The organism is Marinomonas sp. BSi20584, assembly GCF_002792415.1.
GTDB classification, from domain to species: Bacteria; Pseudomonadota; Gammaproteobacteria; order Pseudomonadales; family Marinomonadaceae; genus Marinomonas; species Marinomonas polaris.
In genome coordinates, this window is sequence record NZ_KZ454870.1 from 189,253 (window position 1) to 214,328 (window position 25,076).

Consider the following 25,076-nt stretch of genomic DNA (forward strand, 5'->3'; position numbering starts at 1 on the left):
TTTGCTCCCAGACTTTATGATGAAACGCTCAACTCCTAAATCACTAATTTCTTTGTCGCCTCTTAGATTTAATGCTGAGTGGATAGATTCCTTATTTTCTGAGGTAGATAAAGTCTGGATTGGCTTTAGTGGCGGCGTAGATTCCCATGTCTTGCTGCATGCTTTGGTTAATCAAATATCAGTGGAGCAAAAACAAAAGCTTGTAGCGCTTCATGTCCATCATGGTTTGAGTATTAATGCCGATGATTGGCTAAAGCATTGTGAGGTTGTTTGTGACAACCTTGGCGTGTCTTTTATCGCACAACGAGTTCAGTTAGATGCTCAGGCTTCTCTAGAAGATGCGGCTCGTAATGCTCGTTATCAAGCCTTTCAAAAGTTAATGAGTGATCGGGATGTGATTCTGTTGGCTCATCACGCTGGTGATCAGGTTGAAACTGTGTTGTTTCGTTTATTGCGAGGAACGGGCGGAAAGGGTTTATCTGGTATTCCATACGAAAGGCTGCTTGGTTATGGCAGTACTCGTTTGATACGTCCTTTGTTAGCTGCTTCAAAAAACGATATTGAAGATTACGCTCAGCAGCAACAACTTGTTTGGATTCATGATGAATCCAATGCCGACGAGCATTTTACGCGTAATTTTCTTCGTCAAAGTGTTGTGCCGGTTCTGAAAGAACGCTTTCCAAAAATGGAGCAAAATATCGTCTCCAGTGCGCAACGAATTGCGACGGATTATGCCATGCTTTCTCTGTTTGCTCAGCGGCAGTTAGTTGCTTGGTGCAACGAACTTGGCGGTTTGGTTTTATCTAATATTGCTGATAAATCGATTGAAGAACGGCTTTTTTGGTGGCGACATTTTTTACAGGATAAAGGGGTGTCATTACCGCAAGCTCAGTTGGAAAGTATTGAGGCGATGTTTTCCAGTGCGGAAGATAAACAACCTGAATTTGAATTTTCCCATGGACGGATAATGCGCCATCAAAATGCGGTTTACCTCCTGCCACCTGATGAAGCCGTTAAGCTGGCAGCTTTGTTTTCTGGTGAGACTTTGCCACGCCCATTTGACGAAATTTGTGTAAGTGGCAGTGATGCTTGTGTGTTGAAGGCTCGTCCTCAGGGTGAGAGTTTAATGATGCCCAATGGCAAAACTCGTAAGTTAAAAAAATGGCTTAACGATGAAGCGATACCAAACTGGTGGCGTGAACATCTTCCTTACTTGTACTTAGGTGATGCATTGGTTGCTATTGGTGATCTATGGTTACATCCAGATTATTCTTATCTCGAAATTAAGTGGCAACCAAGTTCAGCGCTACCACTGCCAAGAGCAAAATGTAGCTAATTGTTATTATTGTGTTTTTATTTGGCTGTTAGCTGCACAATTAGTTGGTGTTATCGCGATAAAATTCTATTCTTAATACGCTATCTGTTTTTGAGTGATTCGTAACACTGTCTAACGTCTTAACGACAGGATATTCATAATGCTTCATGTGGTTGTTTTTGGTGGTTTAGAATTTAGTCCCTTGGTCATTTATTTTCCGATTGCTTTCTTATTGGCAGCGTTAACTCGTTTTGCTCTTCATCGCTTGGACTGGCACGATCGTATTTGGCGAGTGGCTTGGTTTGAAGTGTCATTATTTGTTTGTTACTTGGCACTAACTGTTTATTTATTAGGTGGAAGATAAATCAATGGCGAAATATCTACGTATTCTTTTGACTGTGTTGGTTGTTGTGGCTGCTATTTTTGCTGGACGCTGGGTGTGGAATGATTATATGCATTCCCCTTGGACTCGTGATGGCCGTATTCGTGCAGACATAGTGACGGTTGCTCCTGATGTGTCTGGTTGGGTAACGAATCTGAATATCACCAATGATCAGGCCGTTAAAGAAGGTGATTTACTGTTCAGTGTTGATCAAAAGCGTTATCAAGCGGCATTTAATCAAAGTAAAGCCAACACAGAAAATGCTTTGTATTCTTGGCAGTTGGCAAAACATAAGTACGAACGACGTACTGCATTGCTTAGTCAAAAAGCCATTAGCGCTGAAGATTTAGAGTCTTCTCGTATCAGTACTGAAATCGCCAAAGCAAATTATGATTTGGCTGTAGCCCAGCAAGCGACAGCTCAGCTTAATTTAGACCGAACTCAAGTGCGTGCACCTGTGTCAGGTCATATTATTAACTTGAATTTACGTCAGGGAAATTATGTCGGCCAAGGAGCCTCGGTTTTTGCCATTGTTCAGTCAGATTCCTTTTATGTAACTGGCTATTTTGAGGAAACCAAAATACCCTTGGTTCATTTGAATCAACAAGCAAAAATAACCTTATTGAGCGGTGGTAAGCCATTAACGGGTCATGTTGTGAGTATTGGTAAAGCCATAGCGAATACCAATACTCAGAGTAATGGTCAGCTTTTGCCGCAGGTTCAGCAAACCTTTAACTGGGTTCGCTTATCGCAACGCATTCCGGTAGATATCAAGTTAGATCCGTTAGCAGAAGAAACACAATTGAGCGCTGGTATGACGGCCACTATTCATCTTACTAAGCAGTAAGGAGATAGCCTTGGGAATCGTGCTTCGTAATCTGTTTTTACCTGAAAAGCAGGCGGTTATTTTTGCGCTCAAAGGCGTTATTGCAATGGCGATGGCGTTAACGATTGCTCTCTCTTTGAATCTCGATCGGCCTTATTGGGCGTTAGTTTCCGCTGTCTTTTTGCAAATGCGTCCTGAAAGTGGCTTAGTCGTTGAGAAAGCCATTTGCCAAATTGTCGGCACTATTATAGGTGGCTTATTTGGCATTTTATTATTAACTCAATTGATGCCATACCCCTATTTGGCTTTGGGTGTCTTGGCGTTATGGCTGGGTTTGAATTCCGCCTTATCCGCTCTGGTGCGACAAGCTAATTTCGTTTATGCATTTGCCATGGCTGCGGTAACGTCAGAAATCATTGTTTTGATGGTGATGGTGAGCCCGTCAACTGCAGACAGTCAGGCAGTGTTTAATATTGCTCAAGCTCGTGTAAGCGAAATTGTTATCGGGTCCATTTGTGCGGGTGTTGTCAGTCATATGTTCTGGCCAGTCAAAGTGAAAGATAGTCTGCAAATGCAGGCAAGATCTGTCATTAATCAAACGCTACAGTATCTAGTCACAGAGCTGGACAGGTCAGGTAGCCATGAAACTCGTCATAAGCAAATAGATGGAATTATGGCGACACTAGGTATGGTGAGCGAAGATTCTAGTGCCGCCAGTTATGAAGGGCCAAAGGGGCCAGGGCGAACAAGAGCAGCCAATCAATTGGCCCAGAAAGTACTGTCTCTATTGGCTTTGGTGCAGATTTTTGGTCGTTTGCAGCGCCGTCATGCGGAATTAATAACGCCTACCTTAAATCAGTTGCTTGATCAATTACGTGAGGCATTTGATCGTATTGCTGAGTCTAGTGATTTTGACTATTGCTTGGATCAGGTTAAAACATTACGTCGTGATCTTGCTGATTATCGCGCTAAAAATAACTCAGATTCACCTTTTGAATCTCACATGCTAAATGTTGGTGCGGAAATCACGTCAGAGTTGACTGTCTTACTACGAGCTTATCGAGCATTAGAGGAGCGTGATAGCACCTTGTTGAATGCACCCAGTATGTTGAGTTATCGAGATCCATTAGCTGGATTGATTATTGGGGTACGAACCACTGTAGTGTTCTTGATTGGTGCTTGTATCTGGGTAAGTACTGGTTCTACAGCAGCATTAATGATCATGATTTTGCCGGTGATTTTTTCAATCATGCTGGCCCGATTGCCTTTGATGGTTCTAAAAGTTGTTCTAAAAAGGTTATTGATTGGTGTTGTCGCTGCGGTAGTTGTGGCGGTTTTTTTCGCGCTTAATTTATTGTCACAAAGTTCCGGGCAATTAGAGATTTTATTGCTTGTACTAGCTGCTCCATATTTTATCGGTTTATTGCTTCTTGCGGATCGGCAAACTCTGCCTTATGGCTTGGGCTTCTGTATTCCTTTTTCCATTCTAGTTAGTCCAAGTAGGGACATGAGTCGGGCTTTTTCTATCGATTACACAATAAGCTCTGCCATGGCAATTTTTGCAGGCGTGTGCATTTTATTTTGGGTGTTTCATCTGATTACTGGGCCAAGTGTTCAGTTATTAGTTCATCGTATCTTTAAAACAACTTACCAAGATTTATTGGAAATTGATCAACATACCAGCCCAGCTGCTTGGTATAACCGCCGTATGGCGGATCGGTTGTTACGTTTAACAAACTATGATCAAGGCTCTAAATCGCGTGCAATTACTGATTTAGCATTGACCGCTTTAAATCTTGGGCATGTTTCTATTCGATTGCGCTCGATCTGTGAAAGCTTGGCTGGAAAACAGCCGTTGTACTCATTGGAAAATTGGCAGACCGCCTTAGCAAATGCTTTTTTATTGGCAAGTAAAGGTCGGTGTGATGATGGCTTTGAAAAAGCCTGTAAGTCTTTATATGATGAGTTGATTAGTCTTGTAGGGGATTCTAATCAGGTTGAAGCCATTCAAGGTATGTTCTTACGGATCAACCTGACATTTGAAAGAAGCGCTGAAGCTATTGCAGCCCAAAGAGCGTAGCGACATGAAGTCTCAAAAAAATATAAAAATTAAGAGTCTAGATAAGCTTTAGACTCTTAATAACCAATCGGCCTGATTTTTGTATGTTGCAACTAATTCTGCGTTCAAACCGTCACTCTGATTGATTCTATCCATAGCTTGTTCGTGACTGAAGCCCCAAGCTTTCATGTGTCGCTTTGCTAGTCGTTCTATTGCGATTTCGACAGGAATGTCTAAAAACCAATGCTCATCGAACAAGTCTTTAGATTCTTGCCAACCATCTTGCTGATGTAGCAAATATAATCCTTCGACGAGTATGACCCTTGTTTCTTTTTTTATCGATAAATCATCTTCAATAGGGTCACCCAAAGCGTGGTCAAAGCTTGGCCATAAAATATCGTCTTGTTGGTAACCTTGTTGAATCTTCTTAACTTGCTCTACAAAGGCCGTGCTATCAAATGTCCAAGGTGCACCTCGTCTAGCGAAGGCTTCTTCCGAGTTAGGTAGAGCTTGGAGTTGGGCTTTATACAGGTGAAAACCATCCATTGAAAGGCAAACAACTTGCGAGTTTTGTTGCTTTGTAAAATGATCGAGCAAATAGTCAGCTAGGGTGCTTTTACCCGAACCTGGTCCACCGGTTAAACCGATTAAAGTGCGACCTGGCTTGTCCATATAAGCTTGGATTTTATCAAATGCAGTTTGCACATCTGCTGAATTTTTATAGCTGCTGTTAATATCAAGGAGTGTCATGGTTTTTCCTGTTCTTATTATTCATCGCAGTACTTTAGCATGAACTTATCACGGCGATTCGCAATTTTATGTGAACTGAGTAATGGCTAAATGCGTATCTAAATAAAAACAGCAAAGGTGCATTGTCATGCTATTAAAAGAGCTTAAAAAGATTTCTCATGTCGATAAGGTAAAGCTTCATTCTTTGGAGTCAAACTTGTATCAGCTGTCGGTGGTGATCGGAGACAAAGAAGAATATATACAAACGGAACAAGGGCGTTTTCTTACTAGTCATAATAAGCTAGATCTGCAAGCTTTGTTCAAAGGCAAGAATGTTGGCGCTATGGTGCTTTGTCATCAAAGTGCTTATGACGAAATGGTTGGGCAACCTATTGGTATTAGTAACGCCTTAGAAGTGCCGCTTGGTAATACTGATTTGTCTTAGTCTAGCGAGCCTATATTATTCAGAACGTGCATTTTCTCTCCGTTTTCTTCCATTTGGGAAAATATTTTCGCATAGCTGTGTGTGGCATTAGCGTGCTCACGCATGATTGCTTCAGCGCGGCTTCCTTGTCCGTGGCTGATAGCATCAAATACCGCATGGTGTTGCATGTGAGCAAAGTTAAAACGCCGATATTCTTGGGCTAGATTATTACGATCAAATGCCAGAGCACTAACAGATGCAAAAGGCAGATGCTCGTTACGACTTAAGGCTTCAGCTATGGCTGGGTTTAAACTGGCTTCTATAATGATTTGATGAAAACGCTGGTTCATGTCGTGGTATATGGCGAGGTCTTGTTCGTTGATGCAACCTTTAGCAAACAATTCATCGCCTTGTTTTAATAGTTGTAACAATTCATTGCTCTGCGCTTTTGATAGTGCATTTTCAGCCGCTTGTCTTGCCGCCAAACCCTCCAACACGCCTCGTACCTCAATAGAACCGCTAATCTCTGCTTGCGTCACTTGGCGAACAATGTAGCCACGTCCTGATAATTTGGTCAGTAAGCCTTCTTGTTCTAGGGTTCGAAAGGCAATACGCACTGGCGTGCGTGACACGCTAAGTTGTTCTGCGGTTGGAATTTCAGCAAGGCGTTGTCCTGACTCTAGTTCGCCAGACAAAATCATTTGTCGCAATCGACTGATTACTTGTTGTCCAGGTTTACTCATTGGAAAGTACTCATTGCTCTTGCCTCAGCGTTTTTCGTAAAAAATAATCATAACGTAAATATGGGGGAAAAAGGAATAATTGGATCCAATGGGGAAGCTTTTATTTATCAATTGCTTAGGGTGGAGACTATTATTCATTATGTATTAAATGGATCCAATTAATGCATAACTATATTGTTTTTTGATTTATTTTGTCTATATTGGATCCAATAAATAAAAATAAAAGCAGGAGAATTTCATGAGTCAGCAAACTTTCCCTAAAAATACGTGGTATGTCGCGGCTATGTCTGAAGAGGTTGCGGGCAGCAAACCTCTTGGTCGTAAAATTTGCGGTGAAAGCATCGCTTTTTACCGTTCCCACGATAACGAAATTGCTGCGGTATTGGATTTTTGTCCACACCGCGGAGCCGCTTTGTCTTTAGGCTATGTCGAAGAAGGTCTTTTGGTTTGTGGTTACCATGGTTTAAAAATGGGTGCTGATGGCAAAACTAAAGAAATGCCATTGCAGCGTGTAAAAGGCTTTCCTTGCATGAAGTCCTATGCGGTTGAAGAGCGCTATGGTTTTATTTGGGTGTGGCCGGGCGATCAATCTCAAGCCGATAAAGCCTTGATTCCTCATTTAGAATGGGCTGTAAACCCAGAATGGGCTTATGGTGGTGGCTTGTATCATATCAACTGTGATTACCGTTTGATGGTCGATAACCTGATGGATCTGACCCATGAGACTTATGTGCATGCTGGCAGTATTGGTCAGAAAGAAATCGATGAGTCTCCTGTCTCTACTACGGTGGATGGCGATAAGGTCATTACCAGCCGTTTTATGGAAAACATTATGGCGCCACCATTTTGGCAATCGGCGCTACGAGGTAATGGTTTGGCTGACGACGTTTTAGTGGATCGTTGGCAGATTTGTCGTTTCAGTCCGCCTTCTCATGTGATGATTGATGTTGGCGTTGCTCATGCTGGAAATGGTGGGTTTGATGCGCCTGCGGATAAAAAAGCCAGCAGCACTGTAGTGGATTTCATTACACCTGAAACTGAAACTTCTATTTGGTATTTCTGGGGTATGGCACGTAATTTCAAACCAGAAGATCAGGCATTAACCGATACTATTCGTGAAGGGCAGGGCAAAATTTTTGCTGAAGATTTGGATGTGCTTGAACGTCAACAGCAAAACTTATTGGCTTTTCCAGACTATGATTTATTGAAGCTTGATATTGATGCTGGTGGCGTTCAGTCAAGACGAGTGATTGACCGAATTATTGCGAAAGAGCAGGCGGCTAAACAGCAGCCTAAAGCGTCCTCGTCGTCAAATGCGCCGCTTCAAACCGCTTCTTTCTAACAAAGGCGCTGACAAGAGAGTTGCTCTAGTTGCTCTTTTGTCAAATAAGAATAATAAATTAGGAGTACTTGATGATTCAGGTAGTAGTAAGAAATGTGGTGACTGAAGCGCTAGGTGTGGTTCGATTGGTTTTAGGTTCCGTGGATTGTTCTGATTTGCCAAGTTTTGAACCCGGAGCTCATATTGATGTTCATTTGCCTAGTGGTTTGGTTCGACAATATTCTTTGTGTCGTATGCAATCTGAAGGGCAGTATTATGAAATAGCAGTGTTAAAAGACCCTCAATCAAGAGGTGGTTCAGAGGAAGTGCACCGCTTGCAGATAGGCGACGAATTATCAATTAGTGCCCCTAAAAACCACTTTCCTTTGATGGATGTAGCGCGTCACAGTGTCTTGATTGCTGGTGGTATTGGTGTAACGCCGATATTGCCAATGGCGCAGCAATTGCAAAAAAAAGGTTTATCCTTTGAATTTCATTATTGTGCCCGATCTCCAGAAACAGCCGCTTTTGCATCGGCATTAGAAAATGCTTCTTTTGCTGATAAAATGCACTTTCACTACAGTGAAGTGGCAGGATCTAGTCAAATGGACGTGGTGAGTGTTTTGTCTCGTCACGCGAACGATTCTGAATTGTATATTTGTGGCCCTGCAAGCTTTATTGATTACGTGTTATTGCAAGCAAAAATGTTAGGTTGGCCTGAAGACCGTTTGCACCGAGAGTTCTTTGCAGCGCCGGTACTCGATGAAAATGTAAGTGAAAATACCGCATTTAAAGTCAAAATCCACAGTACTGGCGAGGTCTTTGATGTTGGAGTCGATCAAAGTATTTTTGAGGCTTTAGATGAAAACGGTATTTTTCTTGCTGTGTCTTGCGAATCTGGCGTATGTGGTACCTGTCAAACAGGTGTTATAGATGGCGTTCCTGATCACAGAGATGTCTTTTTAACGGATAAAGAACATGCTCAAGGCAAGTTGATTATGCCTTGCTGTTCTCGCTCTAAAACCCCAGTCTTAGAGTTAGACTTATAGTTCTGCTTTAACTGGCCTCTTCTTTCTTAGCTTTGTTCAAAGCTCTCTTGGTATAGATCTTTCACTCAATGTAAAACAACTGTGTTTTACATTGAGTGAAATGCCTTCCGATGTTATTATTTTCCCCCGTCCTGAAGGTATATTGTTATGTGCTTTCAAATCTCATTTTTTTATATTTTAAGGCGGGTTAAACACTCATGGCGACACGATATATTTTCGTTACAGGTGGTGTAGTTTCATCTCTTGGTAAAGGTTTGGCAGCAGCATCTTTGGCCGCAATCCTTGAATCTCGTGGTCTAAAAGTCACCATGCTAAAGCTAGATCCATACATCAACGTGGATCCAGGCACCATGAGTCCTTTCCAGCACGGCGAAGTATATGTCACAGAAGACGGCGCTGAAACTGATCTAGATCTTGGTCACTACGAGCGTTTCATCTCCACTAAAATGGGCAAACGCAATAACTTTACCAGTGGTCGTGTTTATCAACATGTTCTTAAAAAAGAGCGTCGTGGTGAATACCTTGGTGGAACCGTTCAAGTAATTCCACATATTACAGATGAAATCAAACGCCGCGTGATCTCTGGTGCTGAAGGCGCAGATGTTGCTTTGGTTGAAATCGGCGGTACAGTTGGTGATATTGAATCACAACCTTTCTTAGAAGCTATTCGCCAATTAAAAGTAGAATTGGGCCCACGTCGCGCATTATTCATGCATTTGACTTTGGTTCCTTATATTCGTACTGCTGGCGAAACCAAAACCAAGCCTACTCAGCATTCCGTAAAAGAGCTTCGCTCTATCGGTATTCAACCTGACATTCTTATCTGTCGTTCTGAAGTGTCTATTGAAGCGCCAGAGCGTAAGAAAATTGCTTTGTTTACTAGCGTTGAAGAACGTGCGGTTATCTCTCTTCCTGACGCCGACACTATTTACCGCATTCCACAAATGTTGAATGACCAAGGGTTAGATAGCCTGATCGTTGAATATTTCAATCTAGATTGCGATATGCCAAATCTAGATATCTGGAACAAAGTAACTCAGGCTAAATTGAACCCTGAGAAGCAAATCAATATCGCCATGGTTGGTAAATACATGGAGTTGTTGGATGCGTATAAATCGTTGATTGAAGCAATGGATCACGCTGGTATTCATGCTCGTACAAAAGTGAAATTGCACTACATCGACTCTGAAAGTATTGAAGAAAAAGGTACGGAAGTACTAAAAGGAATGGACGCAATTCTCGTTCCTGGTGGTTTCGGTGAGCGCGGTGTTGAAGGTAAGATATTGACGGCTCAGTATGCTCGTGAAAATAAAGTACCTTACTTAGGTATTTGTTTGGGTATGCAAGTAGCGGTAATCGAATTTGCTCGTAATGTGGCAAATTTAGCCGGTGCACACAGCACCGAGTTTAATTTAAAAGCAGAGAACCCAGTTGTTGGTCTGATTACAGAATGGACTAATGCAGAGGGTTCCAAAGAAATCCGGTCAGAGGAATCCGATCTAGGTGGCACTATGCGTCTTGGCGCGCAGAACTGTAATCTTACTGAAGGCACAAAAGCCTTTGATGCTTACGGTAAAGCAGTCATTAAAGAGCGTCATCGCCATCGTTATGAAGTAAACAACTTTTATGTTGATGCGTTGGAAGCAGCAGGTTTGACGATTTCAGGTCGTTCAGAAGACAATTCCTTAGTAGAGATGATCGAAATTGCTGATCATCCTTGGTTTGTTGCTTGTCAGTTTCATCCAGAATTTACTTCAACACCTAGATATGGACACGGCCTGTTCAGTGCCTTTGTACATGCGGCACTAAAATACGCAGGAAAAGAAAAATAAATAGAGCCCCTCGCACGACTACTGTGCTTGCCAATACTTTGTTAAAAATAGACTAAAATGCTCATTTATAATTTATAAACTCCGCTTTTTCGTCTATTTTTGCCTCGTCTTGGCTTCGCTCGTAACATCGTGCAAAGGACTCAGTCGTGCAAACAGGCAGTTTGTGATTTTTCATTTATTTTAAGAGGTTTGTTATGAGTCAAATCGTTGATATTAAAGCCAGAGAAGTTTTAGATTCTCGTGGTAATCCTACCGTTGAAGCTGATGTTTTTTTGGCAGACGGCTCCGTAGGTTCAGCGTGCGCACCTTCTGGTGCCTCTACCGGTTCTCGTGAAGCTTTAGAATTGCGTGATGGCGACAAAAGTCGTTACCTAGGCAAAGGCGTATTAAAAGCGGTTGCAGCGGTTAACGGTCCAATCCGTGACGCTTTAATCGGCAAAGATGCCCTTGCTCAAGCTGAACTTGATCACATTATGATTGATCTTGATGGCACAGAAAACAAATCTACTTTTGGTGCTAACGCTATTTTGGCGGTTTCTTTGGCAGCGGCGAAAGCAGCGGCAATTTCTAAAAAAGTACCATTATATGCTCACATTGCAGACATCAATGGTACTCCAGGTGTTTACTCAATGCCTGTACCTATGATGAACATCATCAATGGTGGTGAGCACGCAGATAACAACGTTGATATTCAAGAGTTCATGATTCAACCAGTTGGTGCGCCAAACTTCCGTGAAGCTTTGCGTTACGGTGCTGAAATCTTCCATGCACTGAAAAAAGTATTGAGCGATCGCGGCTTAAGCACTGCGGTTGGTGATGAGGGTGGTTTTGCGCCTGATTTGTCATCTAATGCTGAAGCATTGGCTGTTATCAAAGAAGCGGTTGCAGCAGCAGGGTACGAGCTAGGTAAAGACATCACTTTGGCGATGGATTGTGCTGCCTCTGAGTTTTACGACAAAGAAGCAAATATCTATGACCTTAAAGGTGAAGGTAAAAAATTCACCTCAGAAGAGTTCAACTTCTTCTTACAAGACCTTACTAAGCAATATCCAATTGTTTCTATCGAAGATGGTCTTGACGAGTCTGACTGGGATGGTTTCGCACACCAAACTAAACTAATGGGTGATAAAATCCAATTAGTGGGTGATGATCTGTTCGTTACTAACACCAAGATTTTGAAGCGTGGTATCGATAACGGTATTGCGAATTCAATATTAATCAAGTTTAACCAAATCGGTTCTTTAACTGAGACGTTGGCCGCTATTAAAATGGCAAAAGACGCTGGTTTTACAGTTGTTATCTCTCACCGTTCTGGTGAAACAGAAGACGCGACTATTGCAGATCTTGCAGTTGGTACAGCGGCTGGTCAAATTAAAACGGGTTCTCTATGCCGTTCTGACCGTGTTGCTAAGTACAACCAATTACTACGTATTGAAGAGCAATTAGGTGGCAAAGCACCTTATAAAGGTCGTTCTGAGATCAAAGGTCAGGCTTAATATTGCCTGATTTAATAAAGGGAGAACTTGGTTCTCCCTTTTTTTATTTTTTTTTGCTTCGATTCCTTTGATAATGAGGGATATGTTTTTTTAGATGTTGAGGGTGTTATATGGCACGTTTGTTAATTTTCTTCTTTGTCTGTGCCGTGGGCTATCAATCTTATCATTTGTATTTTGGTGAGCAGGGCGTTAAGCGACAAGAAGAACTAGCAAAGCAGATCGCCTATCAAGAGCGTATTAACTTACGTCTGAAGCACCGTAATCAAGCCCTTAGAGCGCAAGTGCATGATCTCCGCCTTGGAGAAGAGGCTGTAGAGGAGCATGTTCGTAGCGAACTTCAGTATATAAAAGATGGTGAAGTGTTTTATCGCATGGTGAATAAAAAATGATAAAGCCTTTGTGGGTTATTATTCCTGCCGCAGGTGTTGGCCAGCGTATGCAAGCGAATTGCCCAAAACAATATTTACCTCTTGCCGGACAGACCATTCTAGATCGCACTATAGATATTTTCATTTCGCATCCGCTTATTGCTGGTGTGCTCGTTGGTGTGGGGGAGAATGATGCCTATTGGTCTGACTCGAAATGGCAGCAACACGATTTAGTTCATATGTTTGTTGGTGGCAAAGAACGCTGTGATACCGTACAGAAAGGTCTGCGTTATTTATTGGATACAGTAGATGTAATGCAGCAAGATGTTTTGGTTCATGATGCCGCGCGTCCTCTGTTAAGCCAAGCTGCACTGAATCGAATTATTCACCATACCTCTGATCAAGGTGCGTTGTTGGCAATGCCAGCGAAAGATACTGTGAAGCTTCAAGTTTTAGGTCAGCCATTGGTTGATGCTACGCTTGACAGAGGTACTATCTGGTTGGCGCAGACGCCACAGAAATTTCCTGCCCAAGCGTTATTAGACGCATTGCAGCAAGCACAAGCGCATGGTGTTGTGGTGACAGATGAATGCTCTGCGATGGAGTTTTCAGGTTGGCATCCAGATCTTGTTATCGGGGAAAGTAGCAATATTAAAATAACCTTACCCGAAGACCTGCTGATTGCTGAGGCGCTTTTTTCTTATATTTTAGGTTCAAACAGTAAGTGCAATTCATAGCACAGGAGTAACTATCATGATGCCTTTTCGTATTGGCCATGGTTTTGATGTTCATAAATTTGGTGAAGGCGATCATATTGTTATTGGTGGCGTTTCTATCCCTTACTCTCAGGGCTTGATTGCCCATTCTGATGGTGATGTCGCATTGCACGCTTTGACCGATGCCTTGTTAGGTGCCGCCGCTTTGGGCGATATAGGAAAGCATTTCCCTGATACGGATGCTGCTTTTGCTGGTGCAGATAGTCGAATTTTATTAAAGCGTGCTTATCAGGAAATACAGGCCCTTGGTTTTAATGTGGGTAATATTGATATCACCATTATTGCTGAAGCACCCAAAATGCGTCCTTATATTGATGCTATGCGAGCAAATATAGCCGAAGATTTGGCAGTAGATATCAGTGTCGTGAATGTGAAAGCAACGACGACGGAAAAGCTTGGCTTTACCGGTCGAAAAGAGGGTATCGCTGTAGAAGCTGTTGCGCTTATTTTTACACAAGCTAATTTTAATTAAGCTCTTTTTAATCAAGGTAATGTATGAATACCGAATGGCGATACGCTTGGTCTAAGCCAACTGTTACTGGGGATTTGAAAACCCATGTGCAAGACTTTTACGTCGAAGAGCAGTTAGGTTTTGAGCCTGATGGCAAAGGTGAATTTTGCTTTGTGTTCATTGAAAAGGAAGGGGTGAATACTGATTTCCTTGCTAAACGCTTGGCTCAAATTGTCGGCATTGCTCCGAATAAAGTGACGTATAGTGGCGTGAAAGATCGTCATGCTTGTACGCGTCAGTGGTTCTGTTTGCATGTATTGAATCAAGAACCAGATTTAACGACCATTCAGGAAGCATTTAGAGAGCCGGAAAGTGTTCGAGTAATTGCGCAGTTACGCCATTCGAAAAAGCTTCGCACTGGCGCGCATTTAGCGAATCGCTTTGTTATCCGACTTCGTGACGTTAATGGTGATCTAGACGAGCTAGAAGGGCGTTTGAATCTGATAAAACAAGGTGGTGTACCCAATTATTATGGTCCTCAGCGTTTTGGTATAAACGGTAATAATTTGCACTACGGCAAAGATTTTGTCCTAAAAGGGCGGCAAAGTCGCCGCAAATTATCAAAGACAGAATCCTTTTGGTTATCAGCTATTCGTTCTTGGTGTTTCAATGAAGCATTAAGCGATCAAGTTGAAAATGGTATGTGGATGCGTTTATGTGATGGTGATATTGCTCAGTTTCAGCATAAAGATGAGCAGTTCCGTGTAAAAGAAGTAGGCGCTTTGATGCACTTAAGCGTGATGCGAGGCAGTATCAGCCCAGTTTTACCTATGATTAGTGAGGGTTGGGAGGCTGGCACCGGGCATCAGCGTGAGCGAGTGATGAAAGACTCTTTGGCGGAAAGTATGGACTTGGTTGATGCTTTGATTGCCTTTGATCTTTCTCGAGACAGCCGACTGGCGCGCCTTGTGCCGATGAATATGGCGTGGGAATTGCTAAGAGAGAAAGAAGGGAATGCGCAATTGATCGTTGAATTCTCCTTACCAAAAGGGTGTTTTGCGACCAGTCTGTTGCGTGAAATGATAGATTATACGGATAAGTCTGCAGAGAAATACCATGAGAATATTGATCGCTAATGATGATGGTCTTGATGCGCTTGGTATACAGACGCTGGCTAAATATTTACAGCGAGAGTACGCCATTTTAGTGGTGGCGCCAGATCGTAATCGTAGTGGTGCTAGTAACTCTTTGACCTTGTCTCGCCCTATACAGCCGATTAAGGTTGCGGAGGGGCAGTATCGTGTTGATGGTACGCCGACAGATTGTGTTAATCTGGCATTGTCAGGAGTAATTGATGGCGATGTGGACTTGGTTGTCTCTGGAATTAATCACGGAGCCAATTTGGGTGACGATGTTATTTATTCCGGCACGGTTGCTGCTGCCATGGAAGCTCGTCATTTAGGGCGCCCCGCGTTAGCAGTGTCCTTAGTTGGGAATCTGCATTTTGATACTGCAGCAAAAGTTATTATGCTGCTTTTGAAGGATTCACATACTCTTGAGTTGCCTGCTGGTATCTTATTGAATATCAATGTCCCTGATGTCCCATATAGCGAGCTCAAAGGGATACAGGTGACACGTCTTGGTTATCGCCATAAGGCACAAGCGCCTATTTCAGCTCAACACCCTAAAGGCATTCCAAGCTTTTGGATTGGTGCTTTGTCTGAGCCTCATGATGTGTCGGAGGGAACAGACTTTTGTGCTGTGAATAAGGGCTATGTTTCTATTACGCCAATTCATACGGATATGACTTGTTATGAAGCAAAATCTCCTCTTACAAAATGGACAGACACAATAACGCTATGAGCCTGCACGATCTCAACTGGTTAGTTTCACATACGGAGCCCAAAGCTTCTAAGATGGTTGATCAGCTTAGAAAACATGGGGTTACTCATGAAGAACTATTGGCCCTGATGGGCTCTATTCCTCGTCATGAGTTTGTAGAGCCTGCGTTTTCGCATTTGGCTTATTCAGCAACGCCACTTCCTATCGGTCGAAATCAAACCATTAGTCAGCCGCTTACAGTAGCTAGAATGACCGAATGGCTTTTGGCGCATTCTCGGCTTGGTCGCGTGTTGGAAATTGGTACCGGATCGGGTTATCAGACTCGAATTTTGTCGCATTTTTTTAATAAAGTTCATACCGTCGAGCGTCACGAACCGCTTTATTTACAAGCGAAGAGGCGTTTGTCGTTGATGGGAGTCAGGAATGTTGAGTACTTATTTGGTGATGGGCAGACTGGATGGCCTAATAAAGTTGAGATGGATGCCGTTATTATTACCGCAATGGCAAGTAAAATTTCGTTAGCCTTGACAGATTGTCTGAAACAGCAAGGTATTTTAATTATGCCGATTGATCATCCTAGCCCACAGATAGGCTGTTGGCGTAAAGAAGGTGATCGTTGGAAATGTCTAGGGACAGAACCTGCGTATTTTGTACCCCTATTAGAAGGAATGGAACATGCCTAAATGGCTTAGAGTGTATTTGAGTGGTGTGCTAATGGGCGCCGCAGATGTCGTCCCAGGTGTTTCTGGTGGGACGATTGCTTTTATTTTAGGTGTTTATGATCGACTTATTAATGCATTAAGCGGTGTGAATAAAGCCAGTTTAGTTATGTTGTTTAAAGGTGATTTAAAAGGCTTATGGAAGCATTTTGATGGTGCTTTTTTATTATCATTGGGTGCGGGTGTTGTCACCAGTATTTTTATGCTTGCAGGCTTGATTACACATCTTTTAGTTGTTTATCCGAGCTATTTGTGGAGTTTCTTTTTTGGGCTGATCTTAGCGTCAGCTTATTTCTTAATTAGTCAGATATCTGGATTTTCTTGGCGGCATTTTGGTGGGCTTATGGTTGGTGTAGCTGTTGGTGCTAGCTTGTCCTTGCTTGTTCCAACTCAGTTAAATACGTCTTACACCATGGTTTTTTGCTCGGGCATGATTGCAATTTGTGCGATGATTTTGCCAGGTATTTCAGGGAGTTTTTTACTACTGATGCTTGGAATGTACGGATTTATTCTTTCGGCAGTTAAAAGTATGGATCTTGCTGTTATTTTGGTTTTTGCAGCGGGTGCTTTGATTGGATTGTTAACCTTTTCTAAAGTTCTTCATTATTTGCTCAATCATGTAAGGTCCATGACTTTGTCATTTCTTACAGGTGTTATGCTGGGAGCTCTAGTTAAAGTATGGCCTTGGAAAGTGACGGATACTTGGAGTGTTATAGGTGATAAAAAACTGCCGTTAGAAGAGCATCTTGTGTTGCCTTGGGAGCTCCTCAATTATTATTGGCCGACTGATTTTTTACTTCCAGTTGTGTTTGTTTTTATAGGGTTTTTGAGTGTGATTCTTATTTCTTACATATTTTTACGAAAATCGACAAATAGTAATAATTAATTTAAATCGGATATTGGGGTAAAGAATTATCTTCCGTTGCGTCCTTAAAAGTCATGATTGTTCATCGCTAGCTTGGTTAATAAGTCGGCTTGTTTTGTTGTGCTTTTTATTGTCAGGATGCTCTTATGAACTGTTGCATTATTCGGCAAAAAACAATCGAACTTACGCCTCAAATAATGCCAGTGTGTCTTCTATTCCTTCCTCTGGTGTTCACCGTGTCCAGAGCGGTGAAACCTTGTTCTCTATTGCTTTCCGCTATGGGTTAGACTATCGCGAACTTGCTAAATCGAATCATATTGATTCCCCTTATACCATTTATCCTAAGCAAAAAATCCGTCTAATTGGCGTCCAAAATACGCCTCCTTCAGTCGCTAATAATTCGACATCTTCTATCCCTTTAATTGTATCAAATACGAAAAATATACCCTCTAAATCTGATCCGATTGTTTCTGTCAAAGTGCCTGAAAAATTGTCTAAAAATGATACGAAAGACGAAAAAATATCGGGTAGTTGGTCTTGGCCTGTTGATGGACAGGTCACTAGGGGGTTTTCAAACGCTGGCGTTAGTAGTAAAGGTATAGATATAAAGGCTGAGCAAGGAGCATTGGTAAAAGCGGCTGCTGATGGAACGGTTGTTTATGCAGGCAGCGGTCTTATTGGTTATGGCAATCTTGTTATCGTGAAGCACAACGATGTATATCTTAGTGCTTATGCTTACAACGAAAGAATATTGGTAAAAGAAAAGCAAAATGTTCGAGCAGGTGATTCTCTTGCTGTTATCGGTGGCAAGGGAGATGATAGGCCACTACTTCACTTTGAGGTTCGTCGAGATGGTCAGCCTATTGACCCGTTAGATGTTTTGCCCAAAATGAATTAAGCGAAATTAGCGTTTTAAGGAGGGGACATGAAGTTTGCAAATATGGATAAAGAAGCAGCTAAGGTTTCGAATATTGGAGATTTTGATCTTGATACACTGGATGATGAGCTCATTGGAGATGTGCTTGTTGACGAGGAATTGGTTGATGAAGAGTTTGAGTCGGCTGTAAGTGCTCGTTATGCCGACGCTGATTCTAGTCGTAACCTTGATGTTACTCAGTTGTATTTAAGTGAGATCGGTTTTTCTCCACTGCTTACTGCCGAGGAAGAAGTATATTTTTCTCGCCTTTCACTAAAGGGTGATCAAAAAGCGCGTAAGCGCATGATAGAAAGTAATTTACGTTTGGTTGTTAAGATATCTCGACGTTACCTTAATCGAGGTTTATCTCTGTTGGATTTAATCGAAGAAGGCAATCTTGGCTTGATTAGAGCGGTGGAGAAATTTGACCCAGAGCGTGGATTTCGGTTTTCAACTTATGCTACTTGGTGGATACGGCAAACCATCGAACGTGCGATCATGAATCAGACAAGAACCATTCGCTTGCCGATTCATGTAGTAAAAGAGCTTAACGTATATTTGCGCGCAGCTCGTGAACTGACACAAAAGTTAGATCATGAGCCTAGTGCTGAAGAAATTGCAGAAATGCTAGATTGTCCTGTAGAAGATGTACAAAAGATGCTTGGCCTGAATGAAAAGGTTAGCTCAATTGATGCAACATTCGGAGGGGATAATAATGATAAGAGTTTGGTTGAAATTTTAGCAGATACTCTTCATCAGGGGCCAGAAGCGGATCGTCAAGATGGCGATGTTTTAAATAGTATCGAACTTTGGCTTGATGAGTTGAGCGAAAAGCAGTGTGAGGTCATTACACGTCGTTTTGGTCTGCGAGGACATGAAGCCAGCACATTAGAGCATGTTGGCGCTGAAATTGGTTTAACGCGTGAGCGTGTTCGTCAGATTCAAGTCGAGGCATTACGAAAACTGCGTTTAATTATGGATAAAGAAGGTTTGTCATTAGATGATGTGATTCGGTTTGATGATTAACACATAATTTGAACAAAAAAGACCCGCATGAAAGCGGGTTTTTTTATGTTCAGATTTTGGTAAGCTTATAAAGTATTGTCTTCTTGCTCTTCTGGGCTAGCGATCTCAAGAATATGCTTATGGATTTGTTGTTTGTATTTATCTGACATGCCTTTTACTTCATAAGCTAATATTTCTTTGCCATTATCATCAATCACTTCTGGAAGGCCAGTGAATACGCGATTTTGTATGTGCGATAAGGTAAAAATATCATCACTGATTACTAGTTTGTTAATACTTTCAGACTCACTTAACTGATGAATGCTCGTCAAAAGTGTTTCGATTCGATCTGGCTCAAAGCGATTCTCTTTTACCATGTTGGTAACTTGGGTATTACCTTGATGTAATCCTAAATGAAAGTTTAGTTTAGGGATGTCGGTATAGAGTTCATTTTCCAGTAATTTATCAACCAATCCTAAGAATAGCTGTGCTGTACTAACTGCATTAATATATAAATTATCTTCACAATTGTGTGCGCTGAAAAGTACGATCGCTGAGTCATTTTCGTATTGATGAACTTGACCTAAGTAGACTTCGCTTGCTTGAAATATCGCTCGATAGATTGGCGTTAATAAATTAGCTACTTTTAGCGGTGTCATATCTTTGTGCCACTCATCTAAATTAAGAATGTCAAAATAGAGAACACAGCTACGCTGTCTGGATTCTTCAAAGATGGCATCAAAGTTTATTTCAAATTGAGGCTTTGCCACTTGTGAGGCACTTTCTTCTTCTGTCTTGATGGGCTTTTCTATTTCTTCTTTAGGGCGTTCTATGGATTGGATTTTTTCAATCGCTTGGAATAGCGCCTTTGCTTCTTTATATATGGGTTTTGGTAATTCGGTTGGTTTTCGTCCTTTACTATAATTAATGAGAGCAGAAGAGGCATCGTTGATCGGCGCAAAAAGCCATTTTGTGATTAAGATGACCAGCAATAACGCAATGGTACAAGTAAATATAGCTACGCCAATTAACAAATTGTTTAGGTGTTGTAATGTAGCCTGAGCTGGCGTTTTATCTAGCGTAATTAGTACATGACCAACGATCTCGTCTCTGAATTTTATGCTTGAACTATATACTCTTCGAGTATCACTTGGCCGAAAATCTTGCTCAGATTGCATCCCAGAATTACCACTGTCCGCTTCTGCCAGTAGTTCGTCTTTTTTGTTAAATACTCGAGCACTCAAAATATTGTCATCAACCACTAGACGATTGAGTAACACATTTAAGCTTAATAAATCGTTGTTTAAGATGGACTGAGTGGCATTGAATGCGGCCTGAGTTGCTAAGCTACTGCCTAATACTTCAGTTTGTTGGGATAAATAGTTGCCTAGCGCATGGGTCATTGTGTACCAAAAAATGCACACAGTGAGAATCATAAGCGAGATAAAGGTGGCAACGGTAATGGCTGACGCACTGAGTTTTTTACGTATGAAAGCAGCGATAGCCTTGGTTTTTGGTTGGGTGTCCATTAACTTCCTTTGGGGTAACTCGTAGAACGATGAGTAAAGTATACACATCATAACGGCCGTTTTCTGAATTCTTTAAAGTAGAACAGGTGCTTAGCGAAAAGAAAACGATTTGCTATAGTAGGCGTCTTATTGAATTAGGAGCGTTTATGTCTGCCAGTATTACTCTTATTGGTTCTTTGAACCCTGAATATCTTGATAAATTTAACGCTTGGTTAGAGGCACGTGGTTTACAAGGAGCAATTCGTCTGTTGTCAGATGCTCAAGATGCTATTTCTGTGGCGCAAGTTATGGTTGATGATAGCCTACTTGATCGCGTATCTATTCGTACTGAGCTTTTACGTTTATCTAATGATACTGGTATCGATCATATTTATCAGTCGTCAATGTTAGATATTAAAACACCGGGCGTTGCTGTATTTGACATGGATTCCACGCTTATCAAAGCTGAAGTAATGGATGAATTGGCAGTCGAAGCAGGAATCGGTGAACAAATCTCCGCTGTGACTGCGAGCGCCATGCGCGGTGAAATCGATTTTGTTGAAAGCTTTGTACAGCGCTTAGCTCTGCTAAAAGGTTTGAGTAGCGAGGTTATGGATGGGGTTTATAACAGAATTCAGCATATGGATGGCATTTCAACCTTGATGAAGGTGTTGCATCATTATGGCTGGCATACGGCGATTTTATCTGGCGGCTTTACCTATTTTGCCGACCGAGTCCAAGCTGAATATGGTATGACTGAAGTGCATGCCAATGTGCTAGAAATTAAAAATAATGAATTAACTGGCAAGCATTTAGGCGATATTGTTGATGGTGAGCGTAAGAAGCTTTTGTTGACGAATATTGTTACGACACAAAATGTTGATTGGCAACAGACTATTGCTTGTGGCGATGGTGCCAATGATTTATTGATGCTAAATCATGCTGCTTTAGGTGTAGCTTTGCATGCTAAGCCTTTGGTTCGGGAGCAGGCACCATGTCCGATGAATAATCTTGGTTTAGACGGTATTTTGTATTTGCTGGGTATGACATCTGCACAAATTCGCGAGTTGTCTGCTTAGTCGTTTATTATCAAGCGTTGAAATTTCTGTTTGTTTAGATATTAACGTAATTTTTTGTGCTTGTGATCGAGACTGCTATTGTCACTTCTAAAAGCTTGTTATGATTCCTAATTATAATGATAACAAGCTTGGTTGGGGTGTTGTTTTGTCAGAAATACGTTTGTCTGATATAGATTTGAATTTACTGTATGTTTTTCAAGTTTTGATTGAAGAACTTAATGTCACGAAAGCAGCAACGCGACTTAATGTTTCTCAGCCTGCTGTTAGTCGCTCATTATCGCGATTACGCGATGTGTTCGATGATCCTCTGTTTATTCGCACCTCCCATGGTTTATCAGCCACTGCTAAAACTCAAGACTTAGCGTCACTTTTAGCGGATACGTTAAAGGGGCTTGAAAGTCTTATTCAGCCTCGTGAATTTACCCCTCAAAGTAGTAAGCGACGGTTTATTTTATCGACTACAGACTTCGGTACATTAACGGTTTTGCCTAAAATTCTTGATCAATTTCGACAAAAAGCGCCGGATGCTATCTTGGATGTAAAATCTTGGAATGAGGATATGGTGGCCGAATTAGATCAAACGAATATTGATGTGGCGGTTGCTGTATTGTCTAAAGAGCCGCCAACAGGTATTCGGGCTATGCGTTTGAAGAGTGACTGTATGGTCTGCTTGGCTCGTAAAGATCATCCAGGTATTCAAGACAAATTAACCTTAGAAAGTTATTTACAGGCAAGCCATGTACAAGTTGTGTTAGGCCGTCGAGAGTATTTCGCGGTTGATCGAGAGCTGGAAAAAATGGGTCATAAGCGTCATGTTGCGGTGCATTTGCCTAATTTCGTACCAGCAGCAAGAGTGGTGATGGACAGTGATTTATTACTGACGGTTCCAAAACTCTTTGCTGAAGATATGGCGGCAACCGTATCTGAAATAGTCGTACACGAGCTGCCTTTTGCTTCACGCGAATTTGATTATTCGATGATTTGGCATGAACGTTTCCAACATGACGCTGCTCATGTCTGGTTTCGTGGGTTATTACGACAGGCTTTTCTCGACGCCTCGGTTTAATCTAAATATTTTATGCTTATCAAGAAGGGCTTGATAAGCGAGTTATCCATTCTTTTGTTAATACTTCCACTAAGCTGTAGCGCCTAAGAGTCATGGCTTCTTCCAAGTCTGCAAAATTTTCGTCAAGGTAGTTGTGGAGAATTTTGTCTCTTAAAATGATTAGCGACCTAATTTGTTCTGCTTGTTCATAAGTGACATCTTTATTCACAATAAGCGCGTTTAACACTTCTTTGCGTGAGGATATCTCGGTTTTGTAGTGATGTTTTAAAACATAGCGAGCAAGGTCCAGCATGGAGGCGACAAGTAGTTGAAAGGAATGTTCGATCACCATTGTTTCATCTTTCGAATATTCGATGGCTTTCGCACCTTTTCTAAAAGCATCGAGTCGCTTGATCATCGCGTGCTGATGTTCATATAGGGATGTTTCCCATTCTACGTCTCTCATTTTCTTCGCCTTTTGTTAGTGCTAATGGTTTTAGTTTTTTTCAAATTAAGAGAACAGCATTCCGATTTTTCAGAACGCTACTCTCTTAGTCTAGGTGAGTTATGAAGAAAGAGGAAAGTTAGAAGGCAGAGAAAGGATAAAAAGGATAAGAGTGGCCATATTCTACTTGAGTGTTTGCTTTGACATGCAAATAGCCTTGGCTTTCAGAAGCAGCTAACAATGCGCCAGAGCTTTGTTGTGGATGCGCATAGGCTAGACCATCCTTTCCAACCGAGACCCTTAAAAACTCATCTCGTTGGATTGTTTTGTTACGGTTGAAGCCTGCGTCTACAAGATAAGATTGGGGTAACTCGGCAATTTGACCGGAACAAATAGACAGCAAAAGACGTGCGAACCAATGATAGGTTACCAAGGTTGAGCTTGGATTTCCTGGCAAGCCAAGAAAAGGGATGCCCTGAAGTGTTGCATGAACAAGGGGTTTACCTGGCTTTATGGCTATCTTCCATAAATGCACTTTCCCTAATTTTTCTAATGCTTCTTTCACATGGTCTTCTTCGCCGACAGAAACACCGCCTGACGACAGAATAACATCGCAGGATTGCATCAAGGTTTTTAGCGCGGCTTTCGTGTCTTCTAAGGTATCTGCTGCGTGAATGCAAAGACTCACATTATGGCCAGCTTGAGTAACAAGAGCGCTCAACATTGGGCCGTTTGAATTATAGATTTGCCCTGCTTTTAGACTTGTACCCGCAGGAATAAGTTCATCGCCTGTTGTTAATATGCCAACATTTAATGGCTTGTAGACAATAACGTCAGTGATACCAAGGCTAGACAAAAGGCCAATATGTATTGGCGTGATTTTTACGCCTGCTTTGATGACTGTTTGGCCTGCCTGCATATCCTGTCCTTGAGGACGAACATTGTCGGCGAGACTTGGTTGTTCATCAAAAACGACCTTATCACCCACAGGTTGAGCATTTTCCTGCATGACCACGGTATCTGCACCAGCTGGGATATTTGCGCCGGTGAAAATACGAGCACAGGTTCCAGGAATCAAAGGCTCTGGATATCGACCGGCCGCAATTCGTTGGCTCACATTAAAATGTTTTCCAGCGTACCAATCTGCGCAGGCTAGGGCGTAGCCATCCATTGCACTGTTGTCATGGGCGGGAACGGATATTCCCGCGACAACGTCTATAGCAAGGATTCGTCCTACCGCGTTTGTAAGAGTAAGTGTTTGTTGTTCTACACGAACGTTAGCATTGTGCTTAATTTCTTCTAGAGCGTCTTCAAAGGCAAATAAAGTAGACATGTAAGTTATGCCTCGTGCTGGTTTGTTGCATTCGGGCCAATCAGCATGCTGACAAAATTACATGGCCTGTGAGAAGCGTTAAGCTGTTCTTCTAAAATGCCATTCCATGCGGTTTTACAAGCGCCGGTGGAACCAGGTAAACAGAACACCAGTGTTTGGTTGGCCAATCCAGCAATGGCGCGTGATTGAATAGTCGATGTACCAATTTCTGTATAAGAGATTTGTCTAAATAGTTCACCAAAGCCTTCAATGGTTTTATCAAATAAGGGCGTCATAGCTTCTGGTGTGCTGTCGCGTGAATAAAAGCCGGTTCCGCCAGTAATTAAAACGACGTGGGTTTCTTTGTCAGCAATCCAGTTGGATACGACGGCACGCATTTGGTAAACGTCGTCTTTCACTAATTTTCTTTCATTGAGCGTGTGACCCGCTTTGCTCAGCAATTCAATGAGTGCATCACCTGATGTGTCTTCAGCAATAGATCGAGTATCGGAAACGGTTAGGACGTTGATATTTAGTGGACGAAAAGGTGTTGGTGTTTTAGCCATGGG

At 42.0% G+C, this 25,076-nt stretch carries 26 protein-coding genes; 20 read left to right on the forward strand and 6 right to left on the reverse strand.

All coding sequences use genetic code 11. The features are described from left to right. Positions 1-19 precede the first annotated feature (19 nt). From tilS to TY87_RS03700, 4 genes are all read left to right on the forward strand, one after another. A complete protein-coding gene (gene tilS, locus TY87_RS03685) occupies positions 20-1,336 on the forward strand; it encodes a tRNA lysidine(34) synthetase TilS (RefSeq protein WP_198432025.1) in 1,317 nt (438 codons plus the stop codon). Positions 1,337-1,475: 139 nt separating this feature from the next. Continuing rightward, the gene (locus tag TY87_RS03690) at positions 1,476-1,679 is read left to right on the forward strand and encodes a DUF1656 domain-containing protein (protein WP_072839650.1); all 204 of its coding nucleotides are present in this window, start codon (positions 1,476-1,478) and stop codon (positions 1,677-1,679) included. 4 nt (positions 1,680-1,683) lie between these two features. Continuing rightward, positions 1,684-2,544 carry an efflux RND transporter periplasmic adaptor subunit gene (locus tag TY87_RS03695; RefSeq protein WP_100186014.1) on the forward strand — a complete coding sequence of 287 codons (861 nt, stop codon included), beginning with the start codon at positions 1,684-1,686 and terminating at the stop codon, positions 2,542-2,544. 19 nt (positions 2,545-2,563) lie between these two features. Continuing rightward, positions 2,564-4,603, forward strand: a complete 2,040-nt coding sequence (locus tag TY87_RS03700; RefSeq protein ID WP_232617062.1) for an FUSC family protein — start codon at positions 2,564-2,566, stop codon at positions 4,601-4,603. 48 nt (positions 4,604-4,651) lie between these two features. Here the strand turns inward: TY87_RS03700 and TY87_RS03705 are convergent, their stop codons facing one another. Continuing rightward, a complete protein-coding gene (locus TY87_RS03705) occupies positions 4,652-5,332 on the reverse strand; it encodes a nucleoside/nucleotide kinase family protein (protein ID WP_100186016.1) in 681 nt (226 codons plus the stop codon). 127 nt (positions 5,333-5,459) lie between these two features. On the opposite strand from TY87_RS03705, the gene TY87_RS03710 reads away from it, so the two are divergent. Further along, a complete protein-coding gene (locus TY87_RS03710; RefSeq protein ID WP_072839654.1) occupies positions 5,460-5,756 on the forward strand; it encodes a DUF6482 family protein in 297 nt (98 codons plus the stop codon). Here TY87_RS03710 and TY87_RS03715 read toward each other — a convergent pair. Next, a complete protein-coding gene (locus tag TY87_RS03715) occupies positions 5,753-6,478 on the reverse strand; it encodes a GntR family transcriptional regulator (RefSeq protein ID WP_100186017.1) in 726 nt (241 codons plus the stop codon). The genes TY87_RS03710 and TY87_RS03715 overlap by 4 nt on opposite strands. 238 nt (positions 6,479-6,716) lie before the next feature. Between TY87_RS03715 and TY87_RS03720 the strand changes: the two genes are divergently transcribed. The 13 genes from TY87_RS03720 (at position 6,717) to rpoS (ending at position 19,139) form a co-directional block, all read left to right on the forward strand. Beyond that, the gene (locus TY87_RS03720; RefSeq protein ID WP_100186018.1) at positions 6,717-7,820 is read left to right on the forward strand and encodes an aromatic ring-hydroxylating dioxygenase subunit alpha; all 1,104 of its coding nucleotides are present in this window, start codon (positions 6,717-6,719) and stop codon (positions 7,818-7,820) included. 71 nt (positions 7,821-7,891) lie between these two features. Further along, the gene (locus TY87_RS03725; protein ID WP_100186019.1) at positions 7,892-8,848 is read left to right on the forward strand and encodes a PDR/VanB family oxidoreductase; all 957 of its coding nucleotides are present in this window, start codon (positions 7,892-7,894) and stop codon (positions 8,846-8,848) included. 197 nt (positions 8,849-9,045) lie between these two features. After that, positions 9,046-10,680 (forward strand): CTP synthase, encoded by a 1,635-nt coding sequence (locus TY87_RS03730; RefSeq protein ID WP_072839658.1) that lies wholly within the window; start codon positions 9,046-9,048, stop codon positions 10,678-10,680. 194 nt (positions 10,681-10,874) lie between these two features. Beyond that, positions 10,875-12,176 carry a phosphopyruvate hydratase gene (eno, locus tag TY87_RS03735; RefSeq protein WP_100186020.1) on the forward strand — a complete coding sequence of 434 codons (1,302 nt, stop codon included), beginning with the start codon at positions 10,875-10,877 and terminating at the stop codon, positions 12,174-12,176. A 110-nt stretch (positions 12,177-12,286) separates the two neighbouring features. Further along, a complete protein-coding gene (locus TY87_RS03740) occupies positions 12,287-12,565 on the forward strand; it encodes a septum formation initiator family protein (protein ID WP_012069014.1) in 279 nt (92 codons plus the stop codon). Next, entirely contained in the window at positions 12,562-13,281 is a 720-nt protein-coding gene (gene ispD, locus TY87_RS03745) for a 2-C-methyl-D-erythritol 4-phosphate cytidylyltransferase (protein ID WP_100186021.1), read from the forward strand. Before TY87_RS03740 ends, ispD begins: the two co-directional genes overlap by 4 nt. Positions 13,282-13,297: 16 nt before the next feature. Continuing rightward, positions 13,298-13,792: a 2-C-methyl-D-erythritol 2,4-cyclodiphosphate synthase gene (gene ispF, locus TY87_RS03750; RefSeq protein WP_072839661.1), complete on the forward strand. Its 495-nt coding sequence runs from the start codon at positions 13,298-13,300 to the stop codon at positions 13,790-13,792. A 23-nt stretch (positions 13,793-13,815) separates the two neighbouring features. Further along, the gene (gene truD, locus TY87_RS03755; protein WP_100186022.1) at positions 13,816-14,907 is read left to right on the forward strand and encodes a tRNA pseudouridine(13) synthase TruD; all 1,092 of its coding nucleotides are present in this window, start codon (positions 13,816-13,818) and stop codon (positions 14,905-14,907) included. Beyond that, complete coding sequence (gene surE / locus TY87_RS03760) at positions 14,888-15,634, forward strand: 5'/3'-nucleotidase SurE (RefSeq protein ID WP_100186023.1); 747 nt, start codon at positions 14,888-14,890, stop codon at positions 15,632-15,634. The genes truD and surE overlap by 20 nt, the downstream gene beginning before the upstream one ends. Continuing rightward, positions 15,631-16,296 carry a protein-L-isoaspartate(D-aspartate) O-methyltransferase gene (locus TY87_RS03765; protein ID WP_269777500.1) on the forward strand — a complete coding sequence of 222 codons (666 nt, stop codon included), beginning with the start codon at positions 15,631-15,633 and terminating at the stop codon, positions 16,294-16,296. Before surE ends, TY87_RS03765 begins: the two co-directional genes overlap by 4 nt. After that, positions 16,289-17,218: a DUF368 domain-containing protein gene (locus TY87_RS03770; RefSeq protein ID WP_100186025.1), complete on the forward strand. Its 930-nt coding sequence runs from the start codon at positions 16,289-16,291 to the stop codon at positions 17,216-17,218. Before TY87_RS03765 ends, TY87_RS03770 begins: the two co-directional genes overlap by 8 nt. A 109-nt stretch (positions 17,219-17,327) precedes the next feature. Continuing rightward, positions 17,328-18,095 (forward strand): peptidoglycan DD-metalloendopeptidase family protein, encoded by a 768-nt coding sequence (locus TY87_RS03775; RefSeq protein WP_232617058.1) that lies wholly within the window; start codon positions 17,328-17,330, stop codon positions 18,093-18,095. Between the two features lie 27 nt (positions 18,096-18,122). Then, positions 18,123-19,139: an RNA polymerase sigma factor RpoS gene (rpoS, locus tag TY87_RS03780; protein ID WP_072839667.1), complete on the forward strand. Its 1,017-nt coding sequence runs from the start codon at positions 18,123-18,125 to the stop codon at positions 19,137-19,139. A gap of 65 nt (positions 19,140-19,204) precedes the next feature. Here rpoS and TY87_RS03785 read toward each other — a convergent pair whose 3' ends face one another. Continuing rightward, entirely contained in the window at positions 19,205-20,647 is a 1,443-nt protein-coding gene (locus TY87_RS03785; RefSeq protein WP_100186027.1) for an AhpA/YtjB family protein, read from the reverse strand. A gap of 146 nt (positions 20,648-20,793) precedes the next feature. Between TY87_RS03785 and serB the strand changes: the two genes are divergently transcribed. Further along, positions 20,794-21,705, forward strand: a complete 912-nt coding sequence (gene serB, locus TY87_RS03790) for a phosphoserine phosphatase SerB (RefSeq protein WP_072839669.1) — start codon at positions 20,794-20,796, stop codon at positions 21,703-21,705. 100 nt (positions 21,706-21,805) lie between these two features. Then, positions 21,806-22,771 (forward strand): LysR family transcriptional regulator, encoded by a 966-nt coding sequence (locus TY87_RS03795; RefSeq protein WP_100186028.1) that lies wholly within the window; start codon positions 21,806-21,808, stop codon positions 22,769-22,771. Positions 22,772-22,790: 19 nt separating this feature from the next. Here the strand turns inward: TY87_RS03795 and TY87_RS03800 are convergent, their stop codons facing one another. From TY87_RS03800 to moaB, 3 genes are all read right to left on the reverse strand, one after another. After that, positions 22,791-23,216, reverse strand: coding sequence for a HepT-like ribonuclease domain-containing protein (locus TY87_RS03800; RefSeq protein WP_072839670.1), 426 nt, complete (start codon positions 23,214-23,216; stop codon positions 22,791-22,793). A 118-nt stretch (positions 23,217-23,334) separates the two neighbouring features. Then, the gene (locus TY87_RS03805) at positions 23,335-24,528 is read right to left on the reverse strand and encodes a molybdopterin molybdotransferase MoeA (RefSeq protein WP_100186029.1); all 1,194 of its coding nucleotides are present in this window, start codon (positions 24,526-24,528) and stop codon (positions 23,335-23,337) included. Positions 24,529-24,533: 5 nt separating this feature from the next. Then, the gene (gene moaB / locus TY87_RS03810) at positions 24,534-25,073 is read right to left on the reverse strand and encodes a molybdenum cofactor biosynthesis protein B (protein WP_072839672.1); all 540 of its coding nucleotides are present in this window, start codon (positions 25,071-25,073) and stop codon (positions 24,534-24,536) included. Between the last annotated feature and the right edge of the window lie 3 nt (positions 25,074-25,076).

Coding starts and splice junctions, on each gene's coding strand:
- tilS (WP_198432025.1), top strand. CDS start 20: ATGAAACGCTCAACTCCTAAATCACTAATTTCTTTGTCGCCTCTTAGA.
- TY87_RS03690 (WP_072839650.1), top strand. CDS start 1,476: ATGCTTCATGTGGTTGTTTTTGGTGGTTTAGAATTTAGTCCCTTGGTC.
- TY87_RS03695 (WP_100186014.1), top strand. CDS start 1,684: ATGGCGAAATATCTACGTATTCTTTTGACTGTGTTGGTTGTTGTGGCT.
- TY87_RS03705 (WP_100186016.1), bottom strand. CDS start 5,332: ATGACACTCCTTGATATTAACAGCAGCTATAAAAATTCAGCAGATGTG.
- TY87_RS03710 (WP_072839654.1), top strand. CDS start 5,460: ATGCTATTAAAAGAGCTTAAAAAGATTTCTCATGTCGATAAGGTAAAG.
- TY87_RS03715 (WP_100186017.1), bottom strand. CDS start 6,478: ATGAGTAAACCTGGACAACAAGTAATCAGTCGATTGCGACAAATGATT.
- TY87_RS03720 (WP_100186018.1), top strand. CDS start 6,717: ATGAGTCAGCAAACTTTCCCTAAAAATACGTGGTATGTCGCGGCTATG.
- TY87_RS03725 (WP_100186019.1), top strand. CDS start 7,892: ATGATTCAGGTAGTAGTAAGAAATGTGGTGACTGAAGCGCTAGGTGTG.
- TY87_RS03730 (WP_072839658.1), top strand. CDS start 9,046: ATGGCGACACGATATATTTTCGTTACAGGTGGTGTAGTTTCATCTCTT.
- eno (WP_100186020.1), top strand. CDS start 10,875: ATGAGTCAAATCGTTGATATTAAAGCCAGAGAAGTTTTAGATTCTCGT.
- TY87_RS03740 (WP_012069014.1), top strand. CDS start 12,287: ATGGCACGTTTGTTAATTTTCTTCTTTGTCTGTGCCGTGGGCTATCAA.
- ispD (WP_100186021.1), top strand. CDS start 12,562: ATGATAAAGCCTTTGTGGGTTATTATTCCTGCCGCAGGTGTTGGCCAG.
- ispF (WP_072839661.1), top strand. CDS start 13,298: ATGATGCCTTTTCGTATTGGCCATGGTTTTGATGTTCATAAATTTGGT.
- truD (WP_100186022.1), top strand. CDS start 13,816: ATGAATACCGAATGGCGATACGCTTGGTCTAAGCCAACTGTTACTGGG.
- surE (WP_100186023.1), top strand. CDS start 14,888: ATGAGAATATTGATCGCTAATGATGATGGTCTTGATGCGCTTGGTATA.
- TY87_RS03765 (WP_269777500.1), top strand. CDS start 15,631: ATGAGCCTGCACGATCTCAACTGGTTAGTTTCACATACGGAGCCCAAA.
- TY87_RS03770 (WP_100186025.1), top strand. CDS start 16,289: ATGCCTAAATGGCTTAGAGTGTATTTGAGTGGTGTGCTAATGGGCGCC.
- rpoS (WP_072839667.1), top strand. CDS start 18,123: ATGAAGTTTGCAAATATGGATAAAGAAGCAGCTAAGGTTTCGAATATT.
- TY87_RS03785 (WP_100186027.1), bottom strand. CDS start 20,647: ATGGACACCCAACCAAAAACCAAGGCTATCGCTGCTTTCATACGTAAA.
- serB (WP_072839669.1), top strand. CDS start 20,794: ATGTCTGCCAGTATTACTCTTATTGGTTCTTTGAACCCTGAATATCTT.
- TY87_RS03795 (WP_100186028.1), top strand. CDS start 21,806: ATGATTCCTAATTATAATGATAACAAGCTTGGTTGGGGTGTTGTTTTG.
- TY87_RS03800 (WP_072839670.1), bottom strand. CDS start 23,216: ATGAGAGACGTAGAATGGGAAACATCCCTATATGAACATCAGCACGCG.
- TY87_RS03805 (WP_100186029.1), bottom strand. CDS start 24,528: ATGTCTACTTTATTTGCCTTTGAAGACGCTCTAGAAGAAATTAAGCAC.
- moaB (WP_072839672.1), bottom strand. CDS start 25,073: ATGGCTAAAACACCAACACCTTTTCGTCCACTAAATATCAACGTCCTA.